The organism is Verrucomicrobiia bacterium (assembly GCA_036405135.1).
Taxonomy (GTDB): domain Bacteria; phylum Verrucomicrobiota; class Verrucomicrobiia; order Limisphaerales; family JAEYXS01; genus JAEYXS01.
Window position 1 is genome coordinate 85,837 of record DASWYF010000002.1, and the last position, 14,543, is coordinate 100,379.

A 14,543-nucleotide genomic window follows, 5' to 3' on the forward strand; every position below is an offset into this window, starting at 1 on the left:
GGGCGGGACAGCTGCGAGGGAAAGCAAAACGGGCGTCACTTGCGTGACGCCCGTGGGTTGAAAAAGGTCCGTTAAGGATTGGGGGGTGTTCAGGTTGGCGAAGGGCCGGATGGTTTCAGATTTCTTTCCAGGAGGTGACGATGAAGCCGCGGTGGAGGTTGATGCGTCCGAGGTTTTCATCGTAGTGGAAGTTGACGTTACCGTTCATCTGGACGGTCTTGGTGACGCTGGCTCCGGTCATGTTTTCGAGGGTGCTGTTGCCGCCGCCGTTCATAGTATAGCTGGCGTGGGGGGCGTAGATGACGCCGGTGAAGGCGCCGTTGCCATTGATGGTGAGGGTGGTGTTGGCGGGTGTACCCCAGTAGAAGAAATTGGTGGCATTGCCGGAGTGGTTGACGACGCCGTTGCCGGTGATTTTTGCGCTGGGGCCGGCCATGTAGAGGTTGAGTGAGGCGCCTTTTTGGATGGTGATGGTGTCCTGGCCCGTCATGTTGATTTCGGTGTCAATGATGAGGCGGGCTTGCACGTTGCTTTTGACGAGGAGGTTGCCGGTGAGGCTGGGGATGCGGTAGTCACCGCTGGAGCTGATGACGTATTGGTAGCCGGTGGCATTGCCAGGGGTGAAGCCGCCGCTGAAGGGGGGGGAGACATCGGGAAAGGCCACGTTCATGTCGTCGGAGAAGTAACCGGGCTGGATGCCGCTGGAACCGGAGGCCTGCCAGGCGAGGTCTCCCACGGCGCCGTTGTTGCCAATGCCGACCGAGCCGCCGGGACCAGTGGAGACGTGTCCGTATATGTTGGCGTTTCCGGCAGCGAGGGCATTGACGAGGCCGGAGTTGGTAGCGACATCTCCGTTGGCTTTGCGTTTGCTGGGGGTGTAGAGGCCGTTGGTGCTGTAGTTGGGGTCTTGGGAGTCGAAGCTATCCACGTTGATCTGGTTGCCGTTGAGAGTGATTTGTCCTTTGGCGACCATGCCTTTGGAGAATATGCCGTCACGGCGTGTTTCCACTTTTATTGTGCGCCGGATGTAATCACCGTTCAGAGGCGCTTTCATATAAGCGGTGGAGTAGATGACGGGTGTGAGGCCGTTGGAGATCACGACGAGTGCGGAGCCGCTGCCGACCGTGCGCCATTTGAGGCAGCCGTTTTGGGACGGATACCAGCTGTTGGAGGTGAGGTTGGTGCCCTTGGTCTGGTGCAGGTGTGCCAGCGCCTCTTCCACGCCCGCTTCCACCACAGGGATGCAGGTGTTCCATGTCTGTGAACGCGCGATGGACTGGTGCTGCGCGCTGACGAGATCAAGATATGCGGCCAGCATGAAGCCGATCACGAGGCTCACCATGAGCACGCCGATGACCACGAAGCCCGGGCGGCGGTTATGTAGGCGGATGATCATGCGTGTCTCTTTCCTTTGGCGATGCTGGGGTCAGTAGATGTAGTTTTGTAGTCCATGGCGGGAGATCATGGTTTTCATCTCCCGTTTGTGAGTGATGTTGCCGGAGTTCCAACTCAGGTTGACTGTCACCTGGCGCATGTCAGCGCTGTAACTTTCATTGAAAGTAACATTTGTAATGGTGAGTGTGCCATTGTATTGCAATCCTTGATTGCCATCTGCAGGCCAGAATGGCGCGGTGAAAGTCGCGGGCACGAAGCCGGTTTGCGTGATCTGGTCCCAGCTATAAAGCCGGATCGTTTCCATCTTCTCCAGCATCACTTGTGTGGCACGCAAGTTTTCGCGCGCTGAACGGATGATGGCCATGCCGGAACTGATGCCTGCATAAAGCGAGACGAACAGGATGCCGAAGACAGCCATCCCGATGAGGGTTTCAATCAATGTCATCGCCGCCTGTCGGGGAGCGAATGATTTCAGTGTCAGTTTCATAGGCAATCAGGAGCTCTGAGCACCTGTGCCCACATGTTAAGCAAAGGGCCTGCCAAGGATGCATTCTGCCACTGCAAATCTCCAATTGTGAGCTATTCCGCCATTGATAGGTCTGTATGGGTCTATAGTTGATGATATATAAGAACTTATCTGTGTGCCCATGCGGCTATAGTTGCTTGTAACATGGTCGAAAGACACCGCATTGTAAGGGCAATTTTTGCTTGCTGTCCTGTCCATTGCTCTTGGTGTGTGTCTTGTTTCTGAGCACTCACTTTTTTATTTGGTTTCCTCTTTTCAGACGGGCATCTCTTCCTACATTTGTTTGGTCCAGATGGAACCGCAGCGTGAAGAGTATTTTCTACTGGTTAACGGCGAGACCGCCGGGCCTTATACTTTGGCTGAGCTGCATGAAATGTGGATGTCGGACAAGATCACGCTCGATACGCTGTTTGTGAGGCCGGGGATGAAGAAATGCCAGCCGATCAATCTTATCTTGGGCATGGTGATCAATTACCAGACGGCTACGGCCAAGCCTGCGCCGACGGAGATTGCCATTGAAGAGGAGAGCGCTCTTGCTCCGCTAAAAGGTGTTTTCCGTTGGGGAATCACGGTCGCTATCATGTGTGTATTCATCTGGGTAATTGGCCCTTGGCGCTACCGTGGCGAAGAACAGACCCAAGTCATGCGTGCGATCATCGAAGTGAAACCGGCGGACATCCGTATCATCAATGAGAGTGATTTCGAGTGGAATCAGATGTTTGTATATCTGAATGGCACCCCTCCGTCGGGATTTAAACGGCTGCTGGGCAATCTTAAGCCTGGCCAGCAAAAGGACTTGATCCTGCTGGAGTTCAATGATTCAGGCGGCGCTCCATTTGAGCCGTGGCGGATGACTGTGAGTGATGTCTGGATCGGCAATGAGAAAAACGGTTACCGTACTTTTCGTATCCGGCAGCCACTTCCTGTTCAACCTTAACAAAAGGTGTTTAACGCATTTGCGGCCGACAACAAATGGCCGATTATACTGTCGGTCTGGTATTATTCTTTATCTGATTGCCAGGTTTACAAATGGTCTGCAATCTGCTGAATATCAGGCAACTGACCAGTATGTTGTCCAACTGCAAACGAGCCATTAGAAGCATAATATCGCAACTCCCTGGTGGGGCTGGCGTCTGTGCTTTCACCTTGTTTGTGCTGTGCCCGTTCATCCACACGGCGGAAGCTCAGGAGGCTTCCACCAACGCACCTTCCCTCAAGTCCGTTCAGCTTCAAAGCAATGGAAATGGCAACGGGAACGACAACGGTAACAACGGTAAGGCCAAAGGTAAGAGCAAACCTACCGTCGCCGAGCGGCCTCAAGTGATCGGTGCCAAAAGCAGCTCCTCGTCCAGCAGCAAAGGCAAGCCAGAACGCCCCGGCAATCCTGGCAATGCTGAGCCTGCGGAAGTGACCACGCTGGTGAACAAATTTCAGACCGCACGCGAGGAATTCCTGGCTGCCCAAAAAGAACTGAATCTTAAGAAAAGTGAAGCCACAGAAGCACAGCGAGCGATGATCCGTGAGAAGTCGCGCGAAGCTCTGGAAAAATGGAAGGAAGAGCGCAAGCAGTTTGCTGAAGAGGCGAAGGAACGGGCCAAAGACATCAAACAGGAACTGCACCCTGATTTGGGTAAGATTGTGGACGGTGCCGGCGGAGATGGAGGCAATGGGCGGGACCGCTGACCGTCCACTGAAGCAATGAAGGTAGATGCACCATGCCGTGTGCTTCAGGATTTCGGATGTTCGTCCTTCCCTGTCCTGTTGGCGATCATGCTTTTTACCCCGGCAACCGAATCTCTGGCGCAGGACGATCTAGAAATGAAAGAACCCTCCAATTGGAGCCATTTCATCGATGTGCGACTGGAGTCCGGCTATCGGGACAACCCGACATACACATCTTCCAATCCATCGGGCACAACCTTTGGCACCATCAAGCTGGATCATACCCTGATCCGTCTGCCGGTCGATGCCTGGCAAGTCACCGTTCTCACTACTGTTGATGCGACCCGACTTTTTGACAGCGACCTGGCCAAGCACGAACTCTTCACCTTTGGCCTGTTCCAACTGCAAAAAGAATCTGCGCCCGGCCGCTCTTGGGAGGCGGGACTGCAACACATCTACCAAGATCAGACGATAGATGCTTCGACAACGATCCTGAACCAAGGCTCGGTCAATATCCATGGCCATACGCTGCAAGGCTATGGCCGCTGGAAACAGCAATGGGTCACTGGCTGGTGGATCGCACTCAAGCCCATGCTTGAGTGGCAGACTGTCGAGCAACCGTTGGACGATTCTTATGAACCGGGCATCTCATTTTCTTTGGGGCAGGATGCCAGCAAGCGCACTTCCTATTCGCTCACCTACGATTATCAGGAACGGGTGTTCGACCGCATGACACCCACAGATGAATTTGGCATCGCTGTCCTTGGGGATGAATTACGCTTTCGCCAGCACCATGTAGAGGCCTCCGCACGCTGGGAATTGGATGAAGCGAAAGTCTGGCGGTTGACGGCGCGTGCGGGTTGGCGGCGTATCACGGACAACGGCCAAGATTACTTTGACCATGACCGGGGCCGAATGGCTCTAGAGTTGCGGTTTCGGCGAAAACATTGGGAAATAAAGCTTTCTAGCCGTGCTTCTTATTATGATTATGACATCCAGAAAATCGCTGGAGCAGGCAGTAATGAGCGCGAAAAGTTATTGCTGCTCACCGGACTGCAAGCGAAGCGGAATTTTAACAATGGCTGTTATCTGATTTTGCGGGGAGAGCATGAGCAATCACTCTCCAATCTGACAACCGATCGCTACGTGGCCAATACGGCCAGCATCGGTATTGGCTGGGAAAACTGAACTGCGGTTTGAACATTTAAAAGAAATCGGCACGGCATGCCTTCTGTGTCGCCAAATAAAAGCGGAAAAAATTTAACGGGGCTTGGGTCAACCAACTGGTTGCCCTTCGCTTCCGTATTGCTCGCTTTGACATTGCTCGCCGGTGCCATTGCAGCGGGTGCATTCGGACTCCGTGCCAAACTTCGGGAAGAGTCCGTCAACCGGGACGGTGAAGTGATCGGTGCGGTCACGATGATGCAATATCTGGCCGAACAATACAATGATCCCGAGGCCACGCTGGACAAGACGGAAACGCAGTTCACCGTGCTGCTCAAAGCCTCCTTTCTCCAAGGCGTCATGGGCGCACGCCTCTTCGATGCCAAAGGAAACTTCGTCACCTCTTTTCCCCAAAATGTGAAGGAGCTCCGCATCGACAAGGACGAAGTCGCCCAACTGCGCAGCGGCAGCATCGTTTCCGGCGAACTCCAGTCCGTCTCCGCCTTCCATCCCGACCGCAAACTCGCTGACGATTTCCTGATCGACCCGCGCGAAGCGGGCAAGGCCGCTCCGGTGCTCATCGTGACCGTTCCGCTTCACAAAAAAGGGGAGCTGCAATTATTTGGCGTGGCCCAGATGATCATTGATGGCACGCCCAAGGCCTTGGAATTTGCCGAGATCGACCGCAGCCTTGCCGCCCGTGCGGCTTCGCTTTTCTTGATCTGCGGCGCCCTCATGACGGCGACGCTGTGGTGGGCCTTCGCCCGACTCGCCCGTGCCAATGCCGAACTGGCCGCCCGTTCGGAGAGCCTGCTCAAAGCGAATCAGGAACTCGCCATGATGGCGCGTACCTCCGCCGTCGGTGCCGTCGCCGCCAATCTCATGCACGGCCTCAAAAGCCCTCTCTTCGGACTCATCAATCTCTTCGCCGCATGGCGTGCGGCCGATACGACCGGCGAAAAAGTGGAATGGCATACTGCGGTGGACACCGCCCGGCGCATGCAAGCCATGGTCAACGGGGTGATGGATTTCGTGCGCGATCAGGAAGGCCTGAGCAATCACGAAGTCACGATGAAGGAGATGCTTCAGGCCATTGGTGACAAAGTCACACCACTTGCCGCGCAGAACGACGTGCGGTTCGATTATCAAGGAGAAGTGAACACCGTGCTCGCCGCGCGAGTCAGTAATCTGCTGACCATGATCCTGATCAACCTGATCCAAAACGCGATCGAGGCCACACCTTCCGGCAAGCAGGTGCGGCTCTCCGTGCGGCAGTCCGCCCAAGAGATCGAGTTTGAAGTGGCTGATGAAGGCGGCGGACTCCGTCCGGAATTGGAGCGCCAGCTCTTCCAGCCCTGTGAATCGTCAAAAGAAGGTGGCAGCGGTTTGGGGCTCGCCATCTGCAAACAATTGGCCCGTCACCTCGGTGCCGATCTGAACCTCCGGCAGAACACCTCGAAAGGCTGTGTTTTCGGCTTGGTCCTGCCCCCCGAATTATCCGCTGCAAGCACCGGCGAAACATAGTAGATTTACCAGTTGTAGACGTGGCAGCAGATACAAAGCGCGATGGAATAAGCCCCCGGCTTCCAGATTCAAGAGCCGGTTGGCTGCCCTTTTTGCTGGCCATATGCCTCTGGCTGACTGGCCTTTCCAATACCGCCGCCCAGACCTCCTGGCGCTGGAGCAATCCCCAGCCTCATGGTGCCAACGTCGTGGACATGACCGAGAAGCTCGGCGTAAAAATCCAAGTCGGTGAATCCGGCCAGCTCTTCGCCTCAGATGACCTGACACTCTGGCAAGCCAAGTCCACGGGTGTCACCAATTCTTTGCGTAGTGCCACTTTCTTCGGCGAACGGCTGCTTGTCACTGCAGAGAAGGGGCTCATTCTTTACGCAGATTCTTTGGAAGAATTCACCCAAGTGAATTTGGGGACATCAGATTGGCTCGAAGCGATCACCGTCTCCAATCAACGCGCTGTGGCCGTGGGAGACAATGGCGCGATATACGTCAGCATCGACGGCGCTTCGTGGGCACGTGAAAGCCTGAGAGGCGCAGGCAGCACCACCTGGCTGCGGGGCGTGGCAAGCAGCGGTAGCGGCTTTGTGACTGTGGGTGAAAATGGCTACATCGCGACTGGGAACAATGCCGCAAATACTTGGACCAGAGTCACCACCGCATACACGGTGCATCTGAACCGCGTTGCTTACATCAACAGCAAATACTGGGTGGTTGGCAACAGTGGCCACATTCTTTCCAGCACTGATGGTTCCTCATGGAACAAGGCTAGCGTCACCGTCACGAACAACCTCTTCGCCATCGCCGGCACCAATTCCACCATCCTCGTCGCCGGCGACCAGATCGCCCTGCTCAGTGAAGACGGTGGCACCACTTGGAAAACTCAGACGACCGTACCGGATGCCGTCCAGCCCGCGCCCAAGTGGACATACTATTCCGCGCTCTACACGGACGGCATCTTCCTCCTCGGCGGGCGGAGCGGTATGACCGTGGAGGGGTTCAAAACCAACGCGACTGATCAGATCTGGGTGGAACGCAACGATTCTCAACGCCAATGGTTATGGTCCGCACACCGTCTCGCTGATTTCTATCTCGCCGTTGGTGATCACGCCACGATCCTCACCAGCAGTCGCGGAGTGAACTGGGATCTCGAACTCACCCCGGATGCCGCGACAAACTCCATCCTGCTCGGAGTCGGCGGAACGACGAATGGCGCCGTGATCGTCGGTAACAAAGGCACCATTCTCTTCAGCCCCACCAACTATGTCTCTGTGCTCTATACGAACAAGGACAACAGCATCACGAGCAACTACCTCTCCACCATCGGCACCTTATGGCATGCAGTGACACCTGCACCCGTCAGCGTCGATCTGCAAGGTGTCGCCTGCAAGAACGGTCTCTACGTCGTGTCCGGTGGCAACGGTACGGTCCTCACCAGCAATGACGGCACCAATTGGACTTCACGAACGACACCAACAAGTGCTTTTCTCTCCAGCATCGCCACGAATTCCTCGCTCTTCGTCGCCGCCGGAAATCTTGGCACCATTCTCACCAGCCCCGACGGCATCAGCTGGACGCTGCGCAACTCTTCCACCGCCAAGTGGCTCTTTCGCGTGAAACAGTTTGACGGCACATTTGTGGTCGTGGGTGAAAACGGTACGATACTCACCAGTCCTGACGGCACGAACTGGACTCCTCGCACCAGTGGTGTCACCAACTGGTTGAATGATGTGGAAAAGGTGAACGGAGAATATTTCGTGGCCGGCAACCAGGGAACCGTTCTGCGCAGCTCGAACCTCACCACTTGGACACCCATGAGCACACCCACCAAAAAATCTCTCTTCACCCTCGCATCGGCGGCCGGTCAACTCATTGCCGGAGGAGTCGAGGGGGCATTGCTCCGTCTGCAACTTACGCCTGATACCACGCCGGTCTCGTTCGTTGATTATGGCAAGGTTTTAAACCAGAGCCTCGTCCTCATCTCTGGAGGCACCGATCAAAAATTCGCGCTCGAGACCAGCACCAACCTGGTGGATTGGGTCGAAGGCGTGACGTTTGAAATCGTGGACCGCTCCGGCACCTTGCTCATAAAACAGTCTATCGACACCAATACGGTCCCTCGTGAATTCTACCGTGCCCGCATGGCTCCCTGATGTCCGGCCTCTGTATTATCAGGTGGAATTATATTCGTAATTCCACGAAAATATTGTCATCCTTAGCGGAAGGCAGTTGCATTTTATTGCCGGATGTTATTTTCTCCCGCCATCAATCCTTAAACATGACCATGCAAACCGGCAAATCTACAGTGCGAGTTTTGATCGCTGACGACCATCAAGTGGTGAGAGTGGGCCTGCGGGCAATGTTCGCGCGATTCCCCGAGATTGAGGTCGTGGGTGTGGCTGAAAATGGCAACCAGGCAGTGCTGGAAGCCCAACGCCTCCGCCCGGACGTCGTGCTGCTTGACGTGCGGATGACAGATGGCAACTCCTTCGATGCCTGCCGCAAAATCCTCGCCAACACCGAGGCGACGCATGTGATTTTCCTCACCTCCTTCGCAGACGACAATACCGTTTTCGACGCTATTTCCGCAGGTGCGGACGGTTATTTGCTGAAAGACGTGGCAGAGGAAGAACTCGTCCGGGCCATCACCCAGGTGGCCGGGGGACACTCCATTCTCGATCCTTCCGTCACCCGTCGCGTCTTGGGCCGCGTCAAAGCCGGAGCCGAAAGCCAGGGGCAGGGCGGCTTGGACATCCTCTCGGCTCAAGAGCGCCGCGTCCTTGCACTTGTAGCGGAAGGCAAGACCAACAAGGAAATCGCCCAGGTCATGGGCCTGAGTGACAAGACGGTGAAGAACTACCTCAGCAACCTCCTCGACAAGCTGAACCTCTCCCGCCGCTCCCAAGCGGCGGCATTCTACGTTCAGCATTCTATTAAATAGGGATATAAGGCCCTATATAATTAGGGCCTAATAATTATCCTTTCGGCACTATTTTAACCCGTGCCGTTTCCGGTAATCTCAAGGTTATAGAGTGGCATTGCCACTGCTATTATAACCATTGCGCAAATTTGCGTGAATGGATGCAGGTTTTCATCTCTACCATTCGCAACCATGAGATTTCCTAGGACCAGAAACAGGCTGCGCCTGAGAACCGGGGCATTTACCATCGTCGAGGTGCTGATCTCGATGGCCGTGGTGGCCTTGATGTTCGTCTCCCTCTATGCGGGCATCTCTCAAGGCCTGGCTGTGATCTCCAGCGCTCGTGAGAACATGCGGGCGACGCAAATCATGATCGAGAAGATCGAGCTGCTCCGGCTCTATTCATGGGATCAGATCACGGACACCAGCTACGTTCCCAAATACTTTGCCGAGCGCCTTATGCCAGCCAACTCCACCAATGCTGCAAGCAGCTCAACCAATGAGGCCACACTCACCATACCTGCAGGGGCTGGAACGGTTTTCGTCGGTTCGATCGTGTTCGCGGATGCTCCCGTGAATTCGGCTTATTCCGCCAATATGCGGCTGGCCACGCTCACGGTCACGTGGACCAACGCGAACATCCTGCGCACCCGCAGCATGCAAACCCTCGTCGCCGAACGCGGCATCCACGACTATGTTTATTGATTTCAAAAAACGCCGTCGCCAGCTCGGTGTGACGCTGATGGAGATGATGGTTGCCGTAGGTGTTGGCAGCGTCGTTCTGGCCGCGGTGGCGTCACTCTCCTTTTACACCGCGCGCAGCATGGCGGCCATGTCCAACTACGCGGATCTTGACCGTCAAAGCCGCAATGCTTTGGATCAGATGACGCTGAAAATACGTTCCGCCTCCCGGCTTACTTCCTTCTCGGCCACCAGCGTCAGCTTTCTCTACAATGGCCAGACGCTCACGTACAGCTATTCCGCGAGCACCAAACGACTTACTGAAACATTGGGCAGTTCGTCTAGTGTCCTCCTGGAAGACTGCAATTCTCTTCAGTTCAGCATGTTTCAACGGAACGTGATGAACGGAACGTTCAACCAGTACACGACCACCAGCATCACCGAGGCAAAGTCCATCATCGTGACGTGGACGTGCGCGCGTTCTTTGCTGGGCAATTTGATCAACTCGGAGAGCGTGCAGTCAGCGCGCATCGTCATCCGGAACAACCCCTAAGTCGTTATGATTATCAGGCATTCATCCCGCGAGCGAGGCAGCATGCTTATCATCACAGTAGTGATCTCGGGCATCATCGGCCTCACGTTGGCTTCCTATCTCACGATGGTGCAGTCCCAGCACCTCAACGTGATGCGTTCCCAGACATGGAATGCAGCGATTCCTGCCTGCGAATCCGGTATAGAAGAAGCGCTTGCGCATCTGAACAGCATCGGTGACGGAGATCGCGCGGCCAACGGATGGGTGCTGAACAGCGGCACCTACAACCTGACCAACATCGTCGGGGACATGCGATATGAGGTCAACATCAGCGGTGCCAATCCGCCCGTGGTGACATCCTACGGTTACATTCCGGCGCCTCTGGGCAAGGGCGAAGTTACCCGGGCCGTCCGTGTGACCACCACACGTGAGACCACCGGCATGAAAGGCTTGGTGGCGAAAGGCTCGATCACATTGGGGCCGGGCAGCGTCGTGGACAGTTACGACTCCCGCATCACGTTCACCTACAATGCGGCCACAGCGAATGCGAACGCGTTTGTTGGGGCCGTAGGTGGCAACATCTCGGGCGGCAGCATCATCAAGGGTGACGTCGCCACAGGTCCCGGTTACACGATTTCTTCCCCGCACACCGGCAGTTCGGCCAATGACCTCAGCATGTCCTTCCCCCCCGTGGCTCCTCCATTCAGCGGCGGGTTCAGCCCGGGCGGCGGCTCGGTGACCGTTACCAATTTTTCCGTCTCCAGTCTCACCATCACCACCAACGTTCTGCCGGCCACCTTTCCAGCCAGCGGCGTGATCACCAACACCGGCAACTTTACGAACACAGTACCGCCGGCATCGGGCTCCTATACCACGCAAACCGCAAGCACTAACACAACGAGCTGGCCCGGTGCTGGTGCTGGAACCATCACGACGAACACGACTGCAGTCACCGGCGCAAAAACCTATCCGGCAGCAGGCACTTTCCTTGGTTCGGTGACGACCACCACATCACCCACCCGCTACCACTACAACCGCATCGACAGCTACACCTACAATATCACCCGTTACGTGTACAGCACGACCACTTACACCTACTCGACATCCTCCACCAATGCCGTCAGCACCAGCACAGCCACTTACGAGTATGTGCTCGACAGTGAGAACTACAAGACGACCTCCATCAGCATGAGCGGCAGCAAGGAAATACTGGTCCGGGGCAATGCCGTGCTCTGGTGTACAGAAGGCATCAGCCTTCAAGGTAATGCCCGCATCACCATTCTGCCGGGTGCCAGCCTCAAGCTCTACATCGGCGATGGCTCCGGTTCGGGTGCGGAAGCCAAGATTGCTGGCAATGGCGTATTCAATCAATCTGGCGACACGGAGAAGATGACCATCTTCGGTCTGGATGATTGCACTGTCGTGAAACTCGCAGGTAACGGTGCCTATGTAGGCACCGTATATGCACCCAATGCCAACCTGCAGGGCAAAGGTGGCGGCAGTGATACGGATGATTTCCAGGGAGCAGCCATCGTCGGCTCCGTCACCTACAACGGCCACTTCAACTTCCATTACGATGAGAAGCTGGGCGACAACGGTGGTATGACTCAATGGAAAATCGCTTCCTGGACTGAGTTCTAAGTCCCCGGTTTCTGGCTCGACAATGCGTTTTCCGGTCGGCATTGCACAAAGCCAGCCGATGTGAAAACAACGTGGATTTCCGCTTGCCACGGCACTGGTTTTCTCCATATTACCACGCACTTGATGCGGGGCGGAAAAAGCGGTTCGCATCACTCTGGTGGATGGGGTCGTAGCTCAGTTGGTAGAGCGTCTCGTTCGCAATGAGAAGGTCAGGAGTTCAAGCCTCCTCGGCTCCACCATTCCACTTCTTCTATGGTTCTACCGTGTTGTTAGAATCTGGCCTGACAATCATTCTTTCAACGGGCTGGGTTCACTCTGTCTTTTCAGCTTCGGGCTTTGTTTTCTTTTCGGGAGGAAGAGGGACTCCGGCATCGACAAAGATGGAATCGAGTACGGGCTGGGTGGACTTGTGCATGTGATAAAATTTACCACTGGGATGATGCTCCACTTTGCCGCAGCCAAAACAGATCAGCAGGTCGATGGTCTTGCCTTGATGCACTGCACGCAATCCGTGGTGTGGATAAAAGCATACCATTTCCGTTGAATTGGTTTCACTCCCTTGAATCAGACCTTCGATGGTGGTTTGACGGCGAGGATGATTTTTCAGCTCAACTTTTCCAGTGATGGGATAGTCGTGAAATTTTTCCTGCAATGCGGTCTGGGCGTTCGTCGTCCAGAGGGCGTAGAGGGTAAGTTCATCCGCCTCCCGAAGCTGCTTTTTTAATGTTCCCGGGAAAGGTGGCGAATATGCGTGGATGAAATAGGGCGAGGCGAGGCAGATACCAATGAAGAGGTACAGTGCGCAGAGCAGGCCACCGGAGACGGATATGCTTACCGGATGCCGTAGGAAGGTGATGTGCTTGCAGAGCAGTCCGAAAATCAAAAAAAGAAGGGGTATGCTCCATAGCCAAGGCTGAAGGCGAAGGTAATGCCGGAAAATATTGGGTAAGATCTCGATATCTCCCATCAATCCCAGAGCTGCACGCAGGATGAATGGTGTCAGCGCGTGATATGCCCAAGCTCCGGTCAAGGCCAGTATGAACCACACGCCGTAGGCGTAACGGGCAGGGCGTGTTCCTTGGTCTTGGCTCATGGAGTGGTAGCAGTGTTAACTACACCACGGGCAAGGTCCAGATACATCTGGCGAATCTGTTCTTCGAAACGGTTTATGGATTCTTTGATCTCCAGCACGCTTTTTTGCCGGTTGCGTTTGCTGGGATCCCACCAACCGGTCTGGTTGAAGTGATCGGCGGCGAAAGGGAAGGGGATCTGCTCAACGCGTTTCACGAGGCCATCTTGTCCGCACAATTCCTTGGTCCAGAGTTGTGATGTCACAGAGACGAGGCCGTCGTTATCACCTTCGTTTTCAAAGATGATGTCCCAAGCATGACGAAGCGGCAGCAAGGTGTCTTTGCGGGTGGCGTGACTGGCGCAGACGCGGTAGCGGACGCTGTTGCTGGCTTCAACGATTTCAGCAGCACGATTGAATTCTTTACAAGCGGCACGGGTGAGATCTTTGAAGCCGGAAAGGTCGAGGATGGGGCTGGCGGCGGTGATGACGTGATTCCCACCACGTTCAAGACCCCAATCGGCCAGGCTGGTGCCGAGATGCGGTGTGCCAATGGTGGTGAGGCTGGCGATGCTGGAGGCGAGGTTCGGGCGCGTGATGATGAGGCGACGGGCATCGATGCCGCCCATGCTGTGAGCGATCAAATGGACTTGGCGCGCGCCGGTCTGCTGGCGGATCTGGGCGATCTGTTCACCGAGTTCCCGGGCGCGCTGTTCACTGCTTTTCGCATAGCTGAGCGAGGCATGAAACGTCTCGTAGCCGTGGTGTTTCAGGTGGGTGCCGACGTTGCGGAAATAATGGCTGCGATCTTTCGGGTGGCCATCCGTCTGCGGGAACAGTTTGCGATAACCTTCGTGCAGCCAGTCAAAGCGGGCGATGCCGTGGATAAGAATTATCGGCGAGGCATCGTTAGTGGGCATAAAGCCTAATCCCGGAAATTTTGGAAATTCACCGCCACTGGAAAATCATGAGTGCGCACAGCTCCGATGACTTCTTGCAGCTCATCCCGGCTTTTGCCGGTGACGCGGACCTGCTGCTCCTGGATCTGCGTGGTGACTTTGAACCCCTTGCCCTTGATGAACTGGATGATCTCTTTGGCAATCGGTGTCTCGATGCCTTGCTTGATCTTGATGCTCTGCCGGGCGTGGCCGAGGGGTGACAGGTCGGGCTCGCCCTGATCCACGCTCTTGAGGCTGATGTTGCGCTTGGCGATCTTGCCGATGACGATTTCCACCAGTGCCTTCATCTTGAACTGGTCGGCGGCACTGAGCTTGATCTCGTTCTTTTCCAGGATGATCTCGGCCTTGCTGCCTTTGAAATCAAAGCGGTTGGCGAGTTCCTTTTGGGCCTGGTTGATGGCGTTCTGCAATTCCATCGGATTCACTTCCGAGACGATGTCAAAAGATGGCATGGGCGGGATAGTAGGAGGGTTGGGCGA

Annotated in this window: 14 protein-coding genes and 1 tRNA gene; 10 read left to right on the forward strand and 5 right to left on the reverse strand. The window is 55.4% G+C overall.

Annotation, left to right across the window (positions count from 1 at the left end):
- Positions 1-115: 115 nt before the first annotated feature.
- The gene (locus tag VGH19_00435) at positions 116-1,396 is read right to left on the reverse strand and encodes a hypothetical protein (GenBank protein HEY1169808.1); all 1,281 of its coding nucleotides are present in this window, start codon (positions 1,394-1,396) and stop codon (positions 116-118) included.
- A 30-nt stretch (positions 1,397-1,426) separates the two neighbouring features.
- Positions 1,427-1,882: a type II secretion system protein gene (locus VGH19_00440; protein HEY1169809.1), complete on the reverse strand. Its 456-nt coding sequence runs from the start codon at positions 1,880-1,882 to the stop codon at positions 1,427-1,429.
- A gap of 331 nt (positions 1,883-2,213) precedes the next feature.
- Here VGH19_00440 and VGH19_00445 point away from each other — a divergent pair, with 331 nt between their 5' ends.
- The 10 genes from VGH19_00445 (at position 2,214) to VGH19_00490 (ending at position 12,275) form a co-directional block, all read left to right on the forward strand.
- On the forward strand, positions 2,214-2,858 hold the full coding sequence (locus tag VGH19_00445; protein HEY1169810.1) for a DUF4339 domain-containing protein: 645 nt from the start codon (positions 2,214-2,216) through the stop codon (positions 2,856-2,858).
- Between the two features lie 209 nt (positions 2,859-3,067).
- A complete protein-coding gene (locus VGH19_00450; GenBank protein ID HEY1169811.1) occupies positions 3,068-3,604 on the forward strand; it encodes a hypothetical protein in 537 nt (178 codons plus the stop codon).
- Between the two features lie 15 nt (positions 3,605-3,619).
- Entirely contained in the window at positions 3,620-4,771 is a 1,152-nt protein-coding gene (locus tag VGH19_00455; protein ID HEY1169812.1) for a hypothetical protein, read from the forward strand.
- 99 nt (positions 4,772-4,870) lie between these two features.
- Positions 4,871-6,271 carry a HAMP domain-containing sensor histidine kinase gene (locus VGH19_00460; GenBank protein ID HEY1169813.1) on the forward strand — a complete coding sequence of 467 codons (1,401 nt, stop codon included), beginning with the start codon at positions 4,871-4,873 and terminating at the stop codon, positions 6,269-6,271.
- Between the two features lie 92 nt (positions 6,272-6,363).
- Positions 6,364-8,415, forward strand: a complete 2,052-nt coding sequence (locus VGH19_00465) for a hypothetical protein (GenBank protein HEY1169814.1) — start codon at positions 6,364-6,366, stop codon at positions 8,413-8,415.
- Positions 8,416-8,546: 131 nt separating this feature from the next.
- Positions 8,547-9,203, forward strand: coding sequence for a response regulator transcription factor (locus VGH19_00470; GenBank protein ID HEY1169815.1), 657 nt, complete (start codon positions 8,547-8,549; stop codon positions 9,201-9,203).
- A gap of 171 nt (positions 9,204-9,374) precedes the next feature.
- Positions 9,375-9,887: a hypothetical protein gene (locus VGH19_00475; protein ID HEY1169816.1), complete on the forward strand. Its 513-nt coding sequence runs from the start codon at positions 9,375-9,377 to the stop codon at positions 9,885-9,887.
- On the forward strand, positions 9,877-10,416 hold the full coding sequence (locus VGH19_00480) for a prepilin-type N-terminal cleavage/methylation domain-containing protein (protein ID HEY1169817.1): 540 nt from the start codon (positions 9,877-9,879) through the stop codon (positions 10,414-10,416). Before VGH19_00475 ends, VGH19_00480 begins: the two co-directional genes overlap by 11 nt.
- Positions 10,417-10,458: 42 nt before the next feature.
- On the forward strand, positions 10,459-12,036 hold the full coding sequence (locus VGH19_00485; GenBank protein ID HEY1169818.1) for a hypothetical protein: 1,578 nt from the start codon (positions 10,459-10,461) through the stop codon (positions 12,034-12,036).
- A gap of 163 nt (positions 12,037-12,199) precedes the next feature.
- Positions 12,200-12,275, forward strand: a tRNA-Ala gene (locus tag VGH19_00490).
- 71 nt (positions 12,276-12,346) lie between these two features.
- Here the strand turns inward: VGH19_00490 and VGH19_00495 are convergent.
- The 3 genes from VGH19_00495 to VGH19_00505 are packed head-to-tail and all read right to left on the reverse strand — an operon-like array spanning position 12,347 to position 14,516.
- Complete coding sequence (locus VGH19_00495; GenBank protein ID HEY1169819.1) at positions 12,347-13,129, reverse strand: hypothetical protein; 783 nt, start codon at positions 13,127-13,129, stop codon at positions 12,347-12,349.
- Positions 13,126-14,025: an alpha/beta fold hydrolase gene (locus tag VGH19_00500; protein HEY1169820.1), complete on the reverse strand. Its 900-nt coding sequence runs from the start codon at positions 14,023-14,025 to the stop codon at positions 13,126-13,128. Before VGH19_00500 ends, VGH19_00495 begins: the two co-directional genes overlap by 4 nt.
- Positions 14,026-14,030: 5 nt before the next feature.
- Positions 14,031-14,516, reverse strand: coding sequence for a YajQ family cyclic di-GMP-binding protein (locus VGH19_00505; GenBank protein ID HEY1169821.1), 486 nt, complete (start codon positions 14,514-14,516; stop codon positions 14,031-14,033).
- Positions 14,517-14,543 lie beyond the last annotated feature (27 nt).